Raw genomic sequence first — 17,456 nt, 5'->3', positions numbered from 1 at the left:
CGGGCTATCGCAGGATTGAGGCGGGACCCAGGCTCGGCTCGGATTGCGATCGCCTCATGCGCCGGTCTTTTCCAGCGCCGATGCGCCGTGCTTTTCTGACGCCGATGCGCTGTCCCGGCGGATGCCATAAGGTGAGATGGCGCCCATCGTCGGGTTCCCGGTTTCGCCGGTTCCGAGGCTTGCCGGTTCCGAGGCTTGCAGCCCGATGACGCGACCCGGCCCCCACAGAGATGCAGCCATGGTCCAGGACGTTGACGAGGGAGACGACTGGCGCTCGGTCGGCACGCGGTCGCAGGATTCCGCCGCCCTCGAGACGGCCCGGCAGCGGGCGCGGGAGCCGGACCGGGGCCGCGATGCCAGCCGTCCCTCCGACATTCCTGGGGCCGGATGGAAGGACATCCTCTGGCGTGTCCTGTGGGCCCTGCCGCAGGATCGCGTGCTGACCACCGCCGGCGGCGTCGCCTTCTTCGCCCTGCTCGCCGTGTTTCCCGGTCTCGTCGCCGTGGTCTCGATCTACGGGGTGTTTTCCGATCCCGCCGTGATCAGCCAGCATGTCGGCCTCCTGACCTACATCCTCCCCACCGCGGCCCTCGATCTTTTGGCCGAGCAGCTGGTGCGGATCGCCGAACGCAGCACGGGGTCGCTCGGTCTCACCTCGACGATCAGCCTGCTCATCGCCCTGTGGAGCGCGAATTCCGGCGTCAGCGCCCTCTTCGATGCCCTCAACGTCATCTACCGGGAGCGGGAGGACCGGACCCTGGTCCGGTTCTATGCCACGACCTTCCTGTTCACACTCGGCGGGGCCGCGTTTCTCCTCCTGACGATCAGCGTCGTCGTCCTCCTTCCCGCGATCCTGGAGCGGGTCGGGTTCGGGGGATTGGCCGACACGCTCCTGTCCGTGGCGCGGTGGCCGGTCATCCTGGTCGTGGTGAGTCTGAGCCTGTCGCTGATCTATCGCTACGGCCCGAGCCGGCGCCGGGCGAAATGGCGCTGGGTGACCTGGGGCAGTGCGCTGGCGGCGTTTCTCTGGGTCTGCACCTCCGGGGTGTTCTCCTGGTACGTCGCCAGCTTCGACAGCTACAACCGCATCTACGGGTCGCTCGGCGCCGGCATCGGCTTGATGTCGTGGATGTGGCTGTCGATCGTGGTCGTCCTGCTCGGCGCCGAGATCAACTCGGAGATGGAACGCCAGACCGCCCGCGACAGCACGGAGGGGCGGCCGAAACCCCTCGGCGGCCGGGACGCCTTCGCCGCCGACAACGTCGGACCGGGGCGCTGATGGCCCCCTCCATCGCGGTCGTCGGCCGGAAAGCCCGGTTTCATCGAGCTGTGTAAGGCCGGATAGACCTGAGTTCCCAATCCGGTGAACGCGACTGTTGCCTGAGGGGCGCCGAATGCATGGTTGTGCTCCCGGGACTTGACTGCGAACCGCAAGAACCGTCGCGGAGCAGCAGGGGGCCGGTTATCTCCGGCGCTCTCGTGTCGCTTCCTCGATGGCTGTCTCGACGATGTCGAGGGCGTCCATCATCTGCTCCGGCGTGACGGTCAGCGGCGGCGTCAGGGTCAGGACGTTGCCCATGGTGGTCTTGAACGACAGGCCGGCATCGAGCGCCCGGTAGAGCACCGCCTCGGCGAGGTCGGCATCGGGCTCGCGGCTGGCGCGGTCGCGCACGAGTTCGATGCCGATGAGGCAGCCCCGGCCGCGCACGTCGCCGATGGACGGGCAACGGTCCATCATGGCGCCGAGGCGGGCAACGGCCAGCGCCCCGACCCGCGCGGCGTTGGCGACGAGATCCTCGTCCTCGATGATCCGGATCGTCTCCAGGGCGGCCCGCGTCGTCACCGGGTTCTTCTCGTGAGTGTAATGGCCGAACGCCCAGGCGCCGCCGACATCGAGGCTCGGGTCGGCGATCACTGCCGCGATGGGCAGGATGCCGCCGCCGAGCCCCTTGCCGATCACCAGGATGTCGGGGGCGACGCCGTCATGCTCGCAGGAGAACATCCGCCCGGTCTTGCCCAGGCCGGTGGGGATCTCGTCGAAGATCAGCAATACGCCGTGCCGGTCGCAGATGCGCCGGACCTCCGCCCAGAAGCCCGGCGGCGGGATGTAGGGCACTGCCCGCGTCGGCTCGGCGACGAGGGCCGCCACGTCGGGGTCGCGGGTGAGGACGTAATCGATCATCCGGGCGCAGGCCCGGCCGCTCGCCTCGGCGCTGTCGGTGCCGTAGGGGCAGCGATAGCCGCCGAAGGGGGCGACGTGCAGGGCACCGGCCACCAGGGGCCCAGCGGGGCCGGAGCGGAACAGCATCTCGCCCGACATCGCCGCCGAGCCGGTGCCGGCGCCGTGGAAGGCATCCCAGAACGACAGAGTCTTGTGCCGGCCGGTGGCCGTGCGGGCGACCTTCACCGCCACCTCGACCGCGTCCGAGCCGCCGGTGGTGAACAGCACCTTCGCGAGGTTGCCCGGTGTGATCGCCGCGAGCTTCTCGGCCAGAGCCACGGCAGGCTCGCAGGCGTAGCGCCTGGGCGCGAAGGGCAGCGCGTCCATCTGCTCGGCAATGGCGCGCTTGAGGCGCGGATGGCCGTAGCCGATATGGTGGACGTTGTTGCCGTGGAAATCCATGTAGCGGCGCCCGGCCGCGTCCTCGATCCAGATGCCCTCCGCCCGCACGATCGCGTTGAGGCAGGGCGTCGAGACCGACTGGTGCAGGAAGGCGTCCGAATCCCGGGCGAGCAGCCCGCGCGTCGCCGTGTCGAGGCTCCGCGCCTGCCAGGCGGCGCGCCGGTCGGTGCGGTTGGTGTCGCCCTCGGATTCGGCGATCCGTGCGTCCCGGCTCATGCGGTCGCCTCGCGGCGGCGCCAGCCCTGGGCGCGGGCGATCACGAAGCGGTTGACCAGCGCCAGAGCGAGGCGGGCACCGAGGGCGGTCGCCATGATCACGCTCGCCATTGCGGCGGCGGCGGCCGTGGTGCCGGCCTCGTCCATGTGGACGATGGCGATGGCGGCGAGCTTGGTGCTCGGCCCGTAGAGGAAGATCACCGCCGAGACCGTCGTCATGGCGTTGACGAACAGGTAGACGAACAGTTCGAGCACGGTTGGCAGGCAGATCGGCAGGCTGACCCGGCGGAAGGTCTGCCAGAACGGTACCTTCAGGGAGGCCGACACCGCCTCGAATTCCGGGTCGATCTGCTTCAGGGCCGTCGTCGCCGTGACGTGGGCGACCGTGTAGTAATGCGCCAGCGTGTTGATCACGAGGAGCGCCAGGGTCCCGTAGAGGACGTTCAGCGGGTTCCAGGGCGCGTTGAAGAAGAACACGTAGCCGAGGCCGAGCACGAGGCCCGGCACCGCGAGCGGCAGCATCGCCAGCAACTGCGCGAAGGCCCGACCGGCGGGAAACAGCTTCAGCTTCTCGATGAGGTAGGCCCCGCAGAACACCGTCATCGTGCCGATGGCCGCGACCGAGAGCGCCATGGCGAGCGAGTTCCAGTAGGGCGACCAGCCATCGGAATCGGCCGCCGCGAAGTCGTAATGGTCCAGGGTCAGGCCGAGATTGTAGGGCCAGTAGCGGATGAACGAGGCCCAGACCGCGACCCCGTAGGTGCCCACGATCACGCCGGCCACGAGCATGGCGTAGACCAGGACGAGGCGGTCGCGGACCGGATGGGGCTTCGGTTCGTAGGGTACGGAGCGGGCCGAGAGCAGGGACGATTGCCGGCGCTGGATGAGCCGGTCGACGATGAAGGCCAGCACCGCCGGCACCAGCATCAGGAGGCCGACCACGGCGCCCATGGGGAAGTTCTGCTGGCCGACCACCTGGCGGTAGGCGTCGGTGGCGAGCACCGGGTACTGGCCGCCGATCACCTTCGGGATGCCGAAATCCGTGACCACGAGGGTGAAGACCACGAAGGCCGCGCTGACGAGGCCGTAGCGGGCACCCGGCAGCGTCACGGTCACGAAGGTGCGCAGGCGGCTCGTGCCCATGGCGGAGGCGGCCTCGTAGAGGCGTCCGTCCGAGAGGCCGAGGGCGGTGACGAGGATGATGAGGGCGTGCGGGAAGGCGTAGAGGCATTCGGCGAGGGTGATGCCGATCGGCCCGTAGACGCTGTGGCCGAACAGGAGCCCGCGTAGGAAGCCCTGGTTGCCGAGGATGTAGGTGAGCGCGATCCCCGAGAGCAGCGAGGGCGCGAACAGCGGCAGCAGGGCCAGGGCCAGGAATAGGGCCTTGAACGGCATTGCCGTGCGGGTGAGCGCGTAGGCGTAGCCGAAGGCCAGGGGCACCACGAGTGCCACGACGATGCCGGCCACGGTGAGGCTGTTGAGCAGCGCATCGACCAGGGTCGGCGTCGCGAAGTAGGTGCGGAAGTTGGACAGGCCCGCCATCCCGCCATCCGGCGCCTCCAGGCTCTTGATCAGCAGCGTGCCCAGCGGCAGCGCGATGATGAGCAGAAGGAACAGGCACAGCACCGCGATCAGGGCGGTGCCGATGGCGGCTTCGGGCACGGTGCGGCGCTTGGCGGGCAAGGCCTTCGGCAGGGACAGGGCCGCCTCCGGCAGGGAGACGACGAGGGAAGATGTCCCCAGGACGGACTCGGCCATGGCGCGGCTCACGGGCGGGCGGCCACGGGGAAGGCCCGCAGGGCCGCCGGCGGCAGGGAGACGTAGAGGTACTGGCCTTCCGTCAGGGCGAGGTCGCCGTGGAGATTGGCCGAGACGTCGGCGACCAGGGAGCCGCCCAGGTCGAGGCTCGGTTCCAGGCGGGCGCGGGTGAAGGCTCCGAGGAATTCGAGGCTGCGCACCCGCACCTGGAAGGCGTTGACATCGGTGGGACGCACGTTGCCGACCCGGATCTCCTCCGGGCGGAAGCCGAGGCGCACGGGACTGCCGGGGACGAAGCCGCGCCCGTCCTCGCAGACGAGATCGACGGCACCGACCCGGATCTGCCGGGCCGATCCCACCCGGGCGTCGAGGAACGTCATGGCGCCGATGAAGTCGGCCACGAAGGCGGTGGCCGGGTTCCGGTAGATCTCCGCCGGGGTGCCGACCTGCTCGATCGCGCCGCGATTCATCACCACGACCCGGTCGGCCATGGCGAGCGCCTCCTCCTGGTCGTGCGTGACCATGATGGTGGTGATCCCGAGGCGCTTCTGAAGCTGGCGAATCTCGTCGCGCAGCCGGGTACGGACCTTGGCATCGAGGGCCGAGAGCGGCTCGTCGAGGAGGAGCAGGGAGGGCGAGGTCGCCAGCGCCCGGGCGAGGGCCACCCGCTGCTGCTGGCCCCCCGAAAGCTGGACCGGATATTTAGGCCCCTGCTCGGGCAGCCCGACCAGGGCCAGGAGTTCGGCGACCCGCGCGGTGACCTGCGCCTTCGGCATTCGCCCGTTGACGAGGCCGTAGGCGACGTTGGCCGCCACCGTCAGGTTCGGAAATAGCGCGTAGGATTGGAACACGATGCCGAAGTCGCGCGCCGCCGGGGGCGCCGTCGAGACGTCGACGCCGCCGATCACGATACGTCCCGAATCCTGACGGTCGAGCCCGGCGATCAGGCGCAGCAGGGTGGTCTTGCCGCAGCCGGAGGGACCGAGGAAGCAGACGAACTCGCCCCGGCCGATTTCCAGGTCGATTCCGTCGAGGGCGGTGAAGGCCCCGTAACGCTTCGACAATCCCGAAACCCTGAGGAACGGCGTCGCATCGCGAAGCGTCATGGCGGTGCCCCCTACTCTTTCGTGTGGTCGTTCAGGCTCGCTTTGCGTCGTCGCGGCTACTTCTTGGCAGCCTTCGCCTCGTAGCGGCGCGACCATTCGGCGAGCACCCGCTCACGGTTGTCGGCCATCCAGCCGAGATCGTTCTTGATCATCGCGGCCTCGGCATTGGCGGGGTAGTTCGCCGGCACGTTGGCGACGCCCGGATAGGCCACCACCGCGTAGCTCTTGGCGTAGAGTTCGTTGGCGGCCTTGGTGGTGCCCCAGTCGGCGACCTTGCGGGCCAGATCCAGGTGCTTGGTGGTGCCGACGATGGCGTAGGCCTCTTCGTCCCAGCCCGTGCCGTCGGCGGGGACGACGACGGCCAGAGGTGCGCCCTTCGTCTTCTCCGAGGCGCCGCGCATGTCCAGCGACAGGCCGGCGGTGCGCTCGCCGCGCGCGGCCTGGACGCAGGGGGCCGAGCCCGAATGCAGGTAGGCGGCGATGTTCTCGTGGAGTTTGTCCATGTAGGCCCAGCCGGCCTCCTCGCCCATGCCCTGGAGCCAGCCGGCGACCAGCAGGTAACCGGTGCCCGAGGAGGCGGGATGCGGCATCACCACCTTGCCCTTCAGTGCGGGCACCAGGAGATCGGCCCAGCGCACGGGGGTCTTCACCCCGTCCTTCTCGGCTTCCGCCGTATTGAAACAGACCACGCCGATGGAGGCGTCGGTTCCGGTCCAGCTGTAGGGGCCGATGGAATCGCGGAAGGCGGGCTTCAGCGCATCGGCGCCCTTCGGCTCGTAGGTGGCGAGCAGGCCCTGCTTCTCGAACAGCAGCAGGCTGGAGGCGGCCAGCCCCATCACCATGTCGGCGCGGGGATTATCCTTCTCGGCCAGGAACCGTGCGGTGATGACGCCCGTCGAATCGCGCACCCAGACCACCTCGACCTCCGGCACCGCCCGCTCGATCCCGGCTTTGAAGGGAACGAGCTGATCGTTCTCGAGGGCCGTGTAGATCGTGAGCTTTGTGCGCTCGGCGGCCATGGCCAGGGTCGGCGACGTCAGGGCGAGGGTCAGAGCGAGGAGGCCGAGGATTTTCATCGATAATGCTCCGGAGTCTTGTCGTTCCGACGTTTAAATCCTGATGCATGACAGGAAGAAGACAAAACCCCGTGCAATCAAGTCCAGGCTTTTTGCATATGCTGCCTATTTCAAGATCATGGCGCAGAATTACTTACGTTGATTGCGGACGGCCGAAATCGACCCCCGGCGCTTGGCCGCGGGTCGATGTTGAAACCTTTCGATTGCTCCCGTGAAACGGTCTCCAGCCGTGACGCGGTGTCCCTTAGAGTGTTCTCCGCCGAAGCGGATGCCGGTTCGGCGAAAAGGAGCGCGGCAAAATAGAGGTCTAGAGCTGCACCCGGCCCAACGTGGTCGGGTGCAGCTCTAGCAGGCCTGTGGCATGCGTCCGGCCGCCAGCAATCCGTTGATATCGGCGACGACGCCCGGCAGGTCGGCGATCGTGTCGATGAGGAAGTGGGGCTTGGATTCCGCGAACAGGGTGGCGATCCGCCTCCGCTCGGAGGCGAGGCGATCGGCGGACAGCGCGCGGAACGCGTCGTAGGTCAGCCCCAGCGCGTTACCCGAGCAGGTGAGCGCCACCGTCCACATGCCGGCTTTGCGGCCTTCGAGGATGCCCGGCACCGTGTCGTCCACCTTCACGCAGGCGGCGACGTCGTCGATGCCGAGCGCGATGACGTTCGCCAGCGCCTGGGCCGGAAAGGGGCGCCCGTTCGGAACTTCGTCCGTGGCCACCACATGGTCGGCGACGTAGCCGTTGGTGGCGGCGAGCGCGACCACGCGCTCCATGACGCGCGCCGGGTAACCTGAGCAGGAGCCGATCTTGAGCCCCCCTGCCCTGAGGTCGGCGATGGCGTCGAGGGCGCCGGGGATCACGGCCGAGTGTTCGGCGATCTTCTCGATCTGCAACGGCATGAAGCGCTCGTAGATCGCGGTGACGTCGGTGTCGGTGGCCGGATGTCCGTGGGCGGCCGCGTAGCGCGCGGCGATCTCGGGCTGGTTCAGGAGCGTGCGGATATGGTCCCACTTGCCCATGCCCATCGGGCCGCGCGCCTCGGGCAGGCTGACGGCGACGCCGAATTCCGCGAAGGCCTCGACGAAGATCTGGGTCGGCGCGAAGGAGCCGAAATCGACGACGGTCCCGGCCCAGTCGAGGATCGCGGCCTGGAGTTTCTTCGGGGGGGTGTAGGACATGGTGGGACTTTCCGGGTGACCCGCGGAACGCGCGGGAGGCCGAGGAACGGGCGGTCAGACGGTCGTGATGCTCAGTTCGGTGAACACCGCCGCGACGGCCTCGACCGCGCGCTCCATGTCGGCGGATTCGACGTGGCCGATGCAGCCCACGCGAAACGTCTCCAGCTGCGTGAGCTTGCCCGGATAGAGGATGAAGCCCCGTGCGCGGACGGCGGCGTAGAAATCGGCGAAGCGGTACTTCGGGTCGCGCGGGGCGTGGAAGGTCACGATGATCGGCGCCTGGATCTCGGGCGCCAGGAAGGATTTGAGGCCGAGGCGCTCCATGCCGCGGATCAGCACCTCGCAATTGCGCGCGTACTTGGCGTGGCGGGCCGGCAGGCCGCCCTCCTCGTCGTATTGCAGCAGCGCCTCGTGGAGCGCCGCGACCACGTGGGTCGGCGGGGTGAAGCGCCACTGCCCGGTGCGCTGCATGTAATCGTGCTGGTCGCTGAGGTTCAGAGCCAATGAGGCCGAGTTGCCCTCGGCTCGCGCCAGGGCATCCGCCCGCGCGATCACGAAGCCCATGCCGGGCACGCCTTCGAGGCACTTGCCCGAGGCGGCGATCAACGCCTCGAACGGAACCGTGGCCGCGTCGATGGGGAGCGCCCCGAAGGAGCTCATCGCATCGACGATGAGGCCGCGCCCGTGGCGGGCGACCATTGCGGCGATCTCCGGCAGGGGGTTGAGGATGCCGGTGCTGGTCTCGCAATGGATCAGCCCGACATGGCTGATCGTGGGATCGGCCGCGAGCAGACCGTCGACGGCCTCGGGCGTCGTGGGCACGTCGTCGGCGGTCTCGTAGACGCTATGATCGCGGCCCAGAGCTTCGCAGATCTTGGCGAGGCGCTTGCCGTAGGCGCCGTTGACGAGGACCAGGACCTTGCCGGTGCGCGGCACCAGGGTGCCGATCGCCGCCTCGACCGCGAAGGTGCCGCTGCCCTGGATTGGCACGCAGACATGGCTGCCGGTGCCGTTGGCGATGGCGACGAGGCGCTCGCAGACGCTGGCCGTCAGGGCGTTGAAGCTGCCGTCCCAGGAGCCCCAATCGGTCATCATCGCCGCGCGGGTGCGCTCCGACGTCGTCAGCGGGCCGGGAGTCAGAAGAATGGGAGCGGCTGTCATGGTGATCCTGCCCGATCTGCCGTGAGCGCCGGGAGCGCTTCGGGACAGGTAAATCTTGCGTTCGGGCAAGCCATCAGATCAAATCGTTTCTTGTGATGCCCGTCATCAGTCTCGCCGATAGGTCGCCATGAACCTGTTCCAGCTGCGCGCCTTCGACGCCGTCGCGCGGGAGGGCAGCTTCACACGCGCGGCCCAGCGCCTCTGCATCAGCCAGCCAGCTGTGACCGGGCACATCAAGGCGCTGGAGGAGCGCTACGACCTCGTTCTGTTCCGGCGCACGGCGCGGGCGGCGGAACTGACTCCGCAGGGCCGGGCGCTGTCCGAACTCACCGGCCCGCTCTTCGGCCTCGTGGAGCAGGCGGAGGATCTCCTGGAGGCCAACCGGACGCTGGTTTCGGGGCGGGTCGAGATCGCGGTGGATTCGCCCCATATCGTGATGCCGCTGCTCGCCCGCCTGCGGGCCCGCCATCCCGGCATCGTCGTCGGGCTGATTCTCGGCAACGCCGCCGATACCCGCGAGGCCCTGCTGTCGGAGCGGGCGAGCGTCGCCGTGCTCACCGAGGCCGAGGCGCATCCGGACCTCCACCTCGCGGAGATCGCGGTCTCGCGCATCTGCGCCGTGGTCCCGCGCGACCATCCCCTGGCGGGTCGCGCGGCGCTGGATCTGGCCGAACTCGACGGCGCCGCCATGGTGCTGCGCGAGCCCACCTCCGTGACCCGGCGAACCTTCGATCGTGCCTGCCGGCGCATCGGCATCACGCCCGCCGTGCTGATGGAACTCGACAGCCGTGAGGCGGTGATCGAGGCCGCCGCTGCTGGCATCGGCATCGGCATCGTCTCGTCCCTGGAATGCGGGGAGGACGCCCGGATCGCCGCGATCCCGATCGACGGGCCGGACCTCGTCAATCGCCACGCGATCGCCTGTCTGGCGCGACGCCGGAACCTGCGCCTGATCCGTGTCGTGTTCGAACTGGCGGTCGATGCGGCGGAGGCGACGCGATGAGCCGGAAGCCCTCCGCACCGGAGAGCCGGGCGCTGGCCGCCTCCCGCCACGACGCGATTCTGGCACGGCTCGGCCAGGACGGCAGCGTCAGCGTCGAGGCGATGGCGGACCGTTTCGGCGTCTCCCGCGAGACGATCCGGCGCGACCTGAAGGCCCTGGCCGAGCAGGGCCGGCTCGCCATCGTGCACGGAGGCGCGACCCGGCGCGCGGACGAGCCCGTCCTGGCCATCCGCGAGCGCGACAATCCGGCGGGCAAGGCTGCGATCGGACGGGTCGCAGCGGGGCTCGTCGAGGACGGCATGGTGGTGGTGCTCGATTCCGGCGCCACCACCCTGGCGGTGGCGAACGCGCTGGCCGGCCGCGACCCGCTCTTTTCCCGCCCCATACCCAAGGGGCTGACGATCTGCACAAACAGCCTGCCGGTGGGGCTCCTGCTCTGCCGTGTCGCCGGCGTGCGGGTCCATTTCCTCGGGGGCGAGATCGAGGGCGCAGACGAGGCGGCTTTCGGCACCGAGGCGCTCACCGCCCTGGCGCGCTTTCGCGCCGACCTCGCCTTCGTGGGTGCCGGCGGCATTTCACCAAGCGGCGAGATCACCGACTTCGCGCCGCTCCCCACCGAGTTGCGCACCCACATGCTGGCGGCGGCGGAGCAGGGCTATGTGGTGGCCGACAGCACCAAGTTCGGTCGCCTGACCCCGATCCGCCTCGCGCCGATCCCGGCGGCGACCGGTCTCATCGTCGATGTCGAGCCCCCGCCCCTTCTCCGGGACGCCCTGACCCGACGCGGCCTCGACCTGATCGTCGCGCCCTGATGTGGTTTTTTGTGGCTTTTTGATTTCTTTTGCAGCGGGCCTGCATTAGGAACGAACGACGTTTTCGGCCGCTCGTCGGCGTGACGCTGCCCTCACCGGACGCGAGATCTCATGATGGCCACCGGCATGAGCCTGCCCGTCTTCTGCGCGGTGCTTGCCGCCGCCTTCATGCATGCGGGCTGGAACGCGGTGGCGAAGCTGCGCCTCGAGCCGATTCTCACCATGGCGCTGATCTCGGCCTCGGCCGGGCTGTTCGCGCTTCCGGCCTCGATCTGGTTCGGATGGCCCCAAGCCGCCGCCTGGCCCTGGCTGGCGGGTTCGATCCTGCTGCATCTCGGCTACTACATCGCCCTGGCCGAGGCCTACCGGCACGGGGATATGGGGCAGGTCTACCCGATCGCGCGCGGCAGCGCCCCGCTGCTGACGGCCTGCGCCTCGCTCCTGGTGCTGCAGGAGGCGCTGGCCCCCCTCGCCGCCCTCGGGATCGGCATCCTCTGCGCCGGGGTCGCCCTGATGGCGTTCGCGAAAGCCGGCGGCCAGCGCCTGAGCCGGGCGGCCCTGGCACACGCGCTCCTCACCGGCGCCCTGATCTCCGGCTACACGCTGGTGGACGGGCTCGGCGCGCGGGCGGCGGGCGACCCCCACGCCTATGCCGCCGCACTTTTCGTGATCGACGCGATCCCGCTGCCGGTTTTCGTGCTCTGGACGCGGGGCCGCGACGTGCTGCGCTCCGTGCGGGGCCTCATGGTGCCGGGACTCGGGGGTGGAGCCCTGGCCCTCGGCTCCTATTGGATCGCGATCTGGGCGATGACGGTCGCGCCCATTCCCCTGGTCGCGGCGACGCGCGAGACCAGCGTCCTGTTCGCGATGCTGATCTCCGTCATCGTGCTGAAGGAGCCGCTTCTCCTGTCGCGAACGGCGGCGGTGGTCATCATCGTGGCGGGGGTCGTGGCCATGCGCCTGGCCTAGAGGCTCGATTTCGCGGCGCGCTCCGACGATCGAGCACCATGCCGCGAGGGATACGCGAAGCGCGGCAAAGCGGAGCTCCCGATGCGAGGGAATGGATCGTCGGAGCCGCCGGGCCGGGCGACCGTCTCTGACGACGAGCACTTGATTGCGTGCAGGCTGCGAATACCCACTCATGAAGCAAAGCCGGTCCCCGCGACGATGACGCGAAAGTACCGCTCCGGGCGTGTTCCTGCGCGTTTGCTTACGCCGGCAGGATGACCACCTTGGTTTTGACCGGTGTCCGCGAATACAGGTGGATCATGTCCTGGCTGAGCAGACCGACACAGCCGCTCGTGATGCCCGTGCCGATCGTGTCGGGCTCGCTGCTGGCATAGATCGTATAGAGCGTATAGGCGCCGTTCTGGTAGAGATGAAGGGTGCGGGCGCCGAGCGGATTGTCCAGGCCGCCCGGCATGCCGCGGGCATATTTGGCGGCCTCCGGCTGACGCCGGATCATCTCCTTCGGCGGTGTCCAGGTCGCCCATTCGGACTTGCGGCCGACATAGGCGTCGCCGCTCCAGAGGAAGCCATCGCGGCCGACATTCGCGCCGTAGCGGGTGGCGGAGCCGTCGCCCTCGATGCGGTAGACGTAGAAATTGCCGGGATCGACGACGATCGTGCCGGGAGCTTCCTTGGTGTCGTAGCGAACCGTCCGGCGATAATATTTCGGGTCGACCTTGCTGATATCGGCGGCCGGGATCGGGAATTTCTCGTCCGGCATCGGCCCGTAGATCTTCGCCGCCTCGGCGAGGATCAGGCCGTCGGATGTCGCGCAGCCGGCGAGCCCCAAGGCACTCAATCCAGCGGCCGAGCCGGCCAGGAAAGACCGGCGGGTGAGCGGCCGCGTTCCATGCCCGAGCGGATCGATAATCCCACCGTCCATGATCATGATCCCGGACCTTCCCTGCCCTGCGGACCGAAGAACGCGTGCTCCGGTCGCGCCTCAATGGCCAGCTAAGACTGGCAAGCTCGGCTTTTGCGTCGAGAGTATGGCGAAACTCTCTCGTTGCCGGGGATGGGGGGACGACAACGGCCTTTGAGCGTCTTCGGTGAGGACGATGACTTGCGATGCGAACGACCGGTGCCGCGCCGTCGCGCGAAGAGGCCTCGACGGATCAGGCTCAGCGACGCCCGATATCGGGTCGGCGCCAGCGAGGTGTCGCACCGGTCTTCGCCAAAGCTGGCCGTACGGGTTTCTTTACAGAATTCATCGATGACATGGAGCGATGTTGCAGGGGCTGTCGCCATGCTCCCGATCGATCTCAAGATCGGGAACGGCTCAGTCCGCCAGACGTGCGGGTGATGGGTCGATACAATGGCGACGGGCGTTCAGAATTCTCAGGTCCTCATCCCTCTCTACACCTCGGTCGGGAAGCTGGCCTACAGCCCGCTGGACTCTGCCGGCCTGCAGAGCGGCATGTACGCGCATGTCTCCGTGGTCGGCATCGCCGGGGCCGACGGAAAGCCCGTTCCCGCGTCGCTGAGCCAGACCCTGCCCGCGGCACATTCGACCCCCGGTGCGACCCCCGAGGCGAACCACGGGACGGGGGTCGACGTGTCGCCCGCCACCGGCATCTTCCAGGTGGATACCGGATCCTGGGCGACCGTCCTTCCGCAAGAGCTCGTCGAGGCCGCGGTCGGGCCGATCGATTGGACGCAGTATCCAGAATATCAAGAGGGGAGCCTGACATACAGCAGCGACGGCATCGTCGAAACCGGGCACTGGGTTCCGCTGATCCTCGCCTTCCCCGACGCGACCCTGCCGGATGGCAGCGTGCCGACGACCACGGTGACGGCTCTCGTCCGCGGCGAGGGCACCAAGACGCATATGCTCGGCGTCGGGTTCAACACCGGCTTCGCCACGGATGTGAAGGGGACCACGCTCACCTCCGCGAACAATGCCGTCCTGAACCTCGCCGAGATGAAGAGCGGGGAGATGGCCCATAGCTACATGATCGATCGCGAGGGCATGCATCTCGGCTGGTCCGGCGCCGACGAGGGGGCGGGCTGGACCGTGCAGAAGCTCGACGAGGCCCTTTCGGCGCCGTTGCCGGGCAGTCCGCAGGATTGGCTCTGGCCGACCGGCTCCGTCGTCATCGACGGCACGGTCCATAGTGGAATGGACCTGCTCTTCGACACCGGCACGCCGGAAGCCTTCGTCCATTACCCCGGCATCACGAAGCCGGGCCATTTGATGCCGGATGGCAGCGCATTCACCGTGACCGTTCCCGGCTCGAACGGTGCGGCGACCAGTTACGGCTTCGTCCTCGGCGACGAGAGAGGGGATACGCCCTCGAACGTCTGGGAGAGCCGCGCCACCCACGGCTCGGCCTCGTTCATGAATACGGGAGCCCATTTCTTCCGCGACCACACCTACGTCTACGATGCGGATAAAGGCCTGATCGGGTTCAAGACCAACGGCGCGCCGGTCTCTCCGACGATGGCCGAGGAGGTTTCGTTCATCAACGGGCTCTCGCCCGACGGAACGCTGACGGAGGCGAGCTTCGCCGGCTGGGAGGGTAGGACAGCGCATAAATGGGGGGCGCCCACCGCCGGAACCGGAGCGACCATCACCTATGCCTTCGATCCGGACTCGTCGTTCTCCGCGAACGAGCAGGCCACCGTCCTGCGGGCCTTCGCGACCTGGTCGGGCGTGGCGGATGTCCGTTTCGTGGCGGCTTCGTCGAGCACGGCCGCCGACGTCCTGATCCATCGCGGGAACGATGGCCGGGCCGACACGAGCAACACGAGTTCACGCGGCAGCGGAAGCACCCTGGGCACGCCTCAGAGTCAGGTCGTGGTCTCGATCGATACGAGCAAGCATGGGTTCGACCTGTCGGGCTCCCTCCACAAGGCCGCCGGATACGGGTTCGGGACCATCGTGCACGAGATCGGCCATGTGCTGGGTCTCGGACATGATGGCCGCTACAACGGCAAGGTCGATCCGGCGACCCAGCAATTCAGTGCCTATGACGACCGCGAATGGTCGGTCATGTCCTATATCGACTGGACCAAGGCGCATGACGCCAAGTACCGCGCGAGCGATCCGGTCGCCGGCACGGATTGGGGCCATGCCGATGGCGAAACCCGCAAATCCAGCCAATCGCTGATGCAGCTCGACATCCTTGCGATCCAGCAGCTCTATGGCGCCGCGTCGCCGGCCGGCACGCCGTTCTCGGGCGGGCAGACCTACGGCTTCAACAGCTCGATCACCGGTCCCCTGGAGAAGATCTACGATTTCGGCCTCAACACGCAGCCGGTTCTGACCCTCTTCAACGAAGGCCGCCACAATATCCTGGACCTGTCGGGTTTCGCGAAGGCCGCCTTCGTCGATCTCCGCGCGGGGGCCTTCAGCAGCGTCGCCGGCCTGACGAACAACATCGCCATCGCGCAGGGCACGGTGATCGAGACCGCCATCGGTGGAAGCGGGCGCGACACCATCGTCGGCAACGATACCGCCAACCTTCTCGACGGCGGCGGCCGGTCCGACTTCCTCTACGGCCTGAAGGGCGGCGACACCTACATCGTCGATAGCAAAGCCGATCGCGTCTACGAACTCGCGCATCAGGGCTACGACCGGGTTCTCACGGATGTCGGCTACGCCCTCGGCACCGGCCAGTCCGTCGAGTTTCTGGCCGCCAGGGACGCCGCCGCCACGGACGCCTTCAAGCTCGTGGGCAACGAGATCAACCAGGTGCTGCGCGGCAATGCCGGCGACAACGTCCTGAACGGCAAGGGCGGTACGGACAGCCTTTACGGCGGTGCCGGCAACGACACCTACATCGTCGACCGCCTCGCCGACCGTGTCTTCGAGACGGGCGACGAGGGCCGCGATACGGTCGTGGCGTCGACGAGCTATGCCCTGGCCGCCGGCCAGGAGATCGAGATACTGAAACTGGCGATCGCCACCGGAACGTCGCGTCTGCACCTCGTCGGGAACGAGTCCGACAACCTGTTGCGCGGCAACGAGGGCGCCAACACCCTCGATGGGGGATTGGGTTCCGATATCATGAGGGGGCTCGCCGGACGCGACGTCTTCGCGTTCTCGACCACACTCGGGGCCAACAATATCGATCGCCTTACCGATTTTACCGTGGGCGAGGATCGCATCCGGCTCGACGACGCCATCTTCACGGCGCTGGCCCCCGGTCGCCTCGCCGCCGACGCGTTCAAGGATGTGAGCGTGGCCAGGACCGATGCCGACGATCGCATCCTCTACGATCACGACACCGGAAACCTGTTCTATGACGCGGATGGCAGCGGTGCGGGACAGGCCGTCCGGTTCGCCATCCTGAACGACGGGGTCGATCTCGGCCACCACGACCTCTTCGTGGTGTGAGAGCGAGCCGCGCCGGCTCTGCCGGATGGGGTTCTGTCACGCGCGATCAGGGCGCCAGTGACCGTCCATGCCTCAGCAAGGCGTCGATGAAGTTCTGGATTTCCGTCTGGCGCCGCTCGGAGTCGGTGACCTGATCGTCGAGACCCAGCCGCCAGGCGAGGTCGCGCCGGTCCGGCTCGCGATGGAGGTTCTCGACCAGGGCGGCCTGCGCCTCGACCTCGGCGGGGGACAGGGCGAGCCCGCTCTCCACGAGATCGTCGGCCTGGCGGCGCAGGGCGCCCGCAACCTCGTCGAGGCCGATTTCGGGGTGGTACTGCACGCCCCAGAAGACACCCCCGTCATGGCGGATCTCGGCGGCCTGGACCGTGGTACCCCGGTTGCTCGCCAGGAGGGACGCGCCCGCCGGCAGGGTCTCCACCTCGTCGGTATGAATGCTCGGAGCGTCATAGGCGGCGGGTCGGCCGGCCAGCATGGGATGGGCACGGCCACTCTCGGTGGCGGTGATGCGGCGGGCAAAGCCAGCCTCCGGGCCGTGAAGGTTGCGTCGCACGGTTCCGCCGGCTGCGACGGTGGCGAGTTGCAGGCCGGCGCAGGAGCCGAAGGCGGGGGTGCCCGATGCGAAAGTGGCCCGCATGAAGGCGACCGCGCGCCGAACTTCCGGTGTCTCCTCGTAGAGGGCGAGCGGCGAGCCGCTGAACAAGACGGCATCGTAGCCGCCCGGCGATTCACCCGGCGGCAGGGCGCTGTCCGCGTCGGCCGGCGTGACCCGGTGACAGGTCGCGCCGGGGGCGAGTCGAGCCAGGAGATCGAGATAGGTTTCTCCGGATGACCGCCCGACGCTTTTCCGGCGTTCGTCGCGCGCTTCGGGAGGCTCGCTTTCGGCGATCAGGAAGCGCAACCCGGCTGTGGTGACCTTCAAGGAAACGCGTGCTCCGGAGAGTTATTCTCCGGTACCCGAACCGGTGGCGGCGATCCGCGTTCCAGCCTCGGCGAACCTGCCGCAGGGGGCTCTACGGTCCGCGCCACCAGCGTCGCGCTCATGACGCGTGGGGGGATCGGCGCATCATGGCTACGGTTCCGAAGTCCAGTCCCGGATGTTCCGCCGAGCCGGAGCGTCGGCTTCGTTTAAGATTTTCTCCGGGTCCGACACATCCAAAACGAAGGTCCGGGAGTTTTCAGGGC

The 17,456-nt window shown here is 68.2% G+C and carries 13 protein-coding genes; 5 read left to right on the top strand and 8 right to left on the bottom strand.

Features of this window, described 5'->3' with window-relative positions; all coding sequences use genetic code 11:
* The first annotated feature begins 238 nt into the window (after window positions 1–238).
* Window positions 239–1,279, top strand: coding sequence for a YihY/virulence factor BrkB family protein (locus tag ASF32_RS22910; protein ID WP_056434187.1), 1,041 nt, complete (start codon window positions 239–241; stop codon window positions 1,277–1,279).
* Between the two features lie 183 nt (window positions 1,280–1,462).
* Here ASF32_RS22910 and ASF32_RS22905 read toward each other — a convergent pair whose 3' ends face one another.
* The 6 genes from ASF32_RS22905 to ASF32_RS22880 form a co-directional block, all read right to left on the bottom strand.
* Window positions 1,463–2,839 carry an aspartate aminotransferase family protein gene (locus ASF32_RS22905; RefSeq protein WP_056434185.1) on the bottom strand — a complete coding sequence of 459 codons (1,377 nt, stop codon included), beginning with the start codon at window positions 2,837–2,839 and terminating at the stop codon, window positions 1,463–1,465.
* Window positions 2,836–4,596, bottom strand: a complete 1,761-nt coding sequence (locus ASF32_RS22900) for a putative 2-aminoethylphosphonate ABC transporter permease subunit (protein WP_082470094.1) — start codon at window positions 4,594–4,596, stop codon at window positions 2,836–2,838. Before ASF32_RS22900 ends, ASF32_RS22905 begins: the two co-directional genes overlap by 4 nt.
* Window positions 4,597–4,604: 8 nt before the next feature.
* The gene (locus ASF32_RS22895) at window positions 4,605–5,702 is read right to left on the bottom strand and encodes a putative 2-aminoethylphosphonate ABC transporter ATP-binding protein (RefSeq protein WP_056434180.1); all 1,098 of its coding nucleotides are present in this window, start codon (window positions 5,700–5,702) and stop codon (window positions 4,605–4,607) included.
* 56 nt (window positions 5,703–5,758) lie between these two features.
* The gene (locus ASF32_RS22890) at window positions 5,759–6,778 is read right to left on the bottom strand and encodes a putative 2-aminoethylphosphonate ABC transporter substrate-binding protein (RefSeq protein WP_056434178.1); all 1,020 of its coding nucleotides are present in this window, start codon (window positions 6,776–6,778) and stop codon (window positions 5,759–5,761) included.
* A gap of 345 nt (window positions 6,779–7,123) precedes the next feature.
* Window positions 7,124–7,951 (bottom strand): phosphonoacetaldehyde hydrolase, encoded by an 828-nt coding sequence (gene phnX, locus ASF32_RS22885; protein WP_056434176.1) that lies wholly within the window; start codon window positions 7,949–7,951, stop codon window positions 7,124–7,126.
* 54 nt (window positions 7,952–8,005) lie between these two features.
* The gene (locus ASF32_RS22880) at window positions 8,006–9,112 is read right to left on the bottom strand and encodes a 2-aminoethylphosphonate--pyruvate transaminase (RefSeq protein ID WP_056434173.1); all 1,107 of its coding nucleotides are present in this window, start codon (window positions 9,110–9,112) and stop codon (window positions 8,006–8,008) included.
* Window positions 9,113–9,239: 127 nt separating this feature from the next.
* Here ASF32_RS22880 and ASF32_RS22875 point away from each other — a divergent pair, with 127 nt between their 5' ends.
* From ASF32_RS22875 to ASF32_RS22865, 3 genes are all read left to right on the top strand, one after another.
* On the top strand, window positions 9,240–10,115 hold the full coding sequence (locus ASF32_RS22875; RefSeq protein ID WP_056434171.1) for a LysR substrate-binding domain-containing protein: 876 nt from the start codon (window positions 9,240–9,242) through the stop codon (window positions 10,113–10,115).
* A complete protein-coding gene (locus ASF32_RS22870) occupies window positions 10,112–10,927 on the top strand; it encodes a DeoR/GlpR family DNA-binding transcription regulator (RefSeq protein ID WP_056434169.1) in 816 nt (271 codons plus the stop codon). The genes ASF32_RS22875 and ASF32_RS22870 overlap by 4 nt, the downstream gene beginning before the upstream one ends.
* Window positions 10,928–11,038: 111 nt before the next feature.
* A complete protein-coding gene (locus tag ASF32_RS22865) occupies window positions 11,039–11,896 on the top strand; it encodes an EamA family transporter (protein ID WP_244477944.1) in 858 nt (285 codons plus the stop codon).
* 241 nt (window positions 11,897–12,137) lie between these two features.
* On the opposite strand, the gene ASF32_RS22860 is transcribed toward ASF32_RS22865, so the two are convergent.
* The gene (locus ASF32_RS22860; RefSeq protein ID WP_056434279.1) at window positions 12,138–12,818 is read right to left on the bottom strand and encodes a L,D-transpeptidase; all 681 of its coding nucleotides are present in this window, start codon (window positions 12,816–12,818) and stop codon (window positions 12,138–12,140) included.
* A 432-nt stretch (window positions 12,819–13,250) separates the two neighbouring features.
* Here ASF32_RS22860 and ASF32_RS22855 point away from each other — a divergent pair, with 432 nt between their 5' ends.
* Entirely contained in the window at window positions 13,251–16,274 is a 3,024-nt protein-coding gene (locus ASF32_RS22855) for a M10 family metallopeptidase (RefSeq protein ID WP_056434167.1), read from the top strand.
* Between the two features lie 46 nt (window positions 16,275–16,320).
* On the opposite strand, the gene ASF32_RS22850 is transcribed toward ASF32_RS22855, so the two are convergent.
* A complete protein-coding gene (locus ASF32_RS22850; RefSeq protein WP_082470091.1) occupies window positions 16,321–17,193 on the bottom strand; it encodes a type 1 glutamine amidotransferase in 873 nt (290 codons plus the stop codon).
* Window positions 17,194–17,456 lie beyond the last annotated feature (263 nt).

The sequence above is a fragment of the Methylobacterium sp. Leaf91 genome, from assembly GCF_001422815.1.
Taxonomy (GTDB): Bacteria; Pseudomonadota; Alphaproteobacteria; order Rhizobiales; family Beijerinckiaceae; genus Methylobacterium.
Note: the sequence above shows the minus strand (reverse complement) of the source record. Positions and strands in the feature narration are given on the sequence as shown.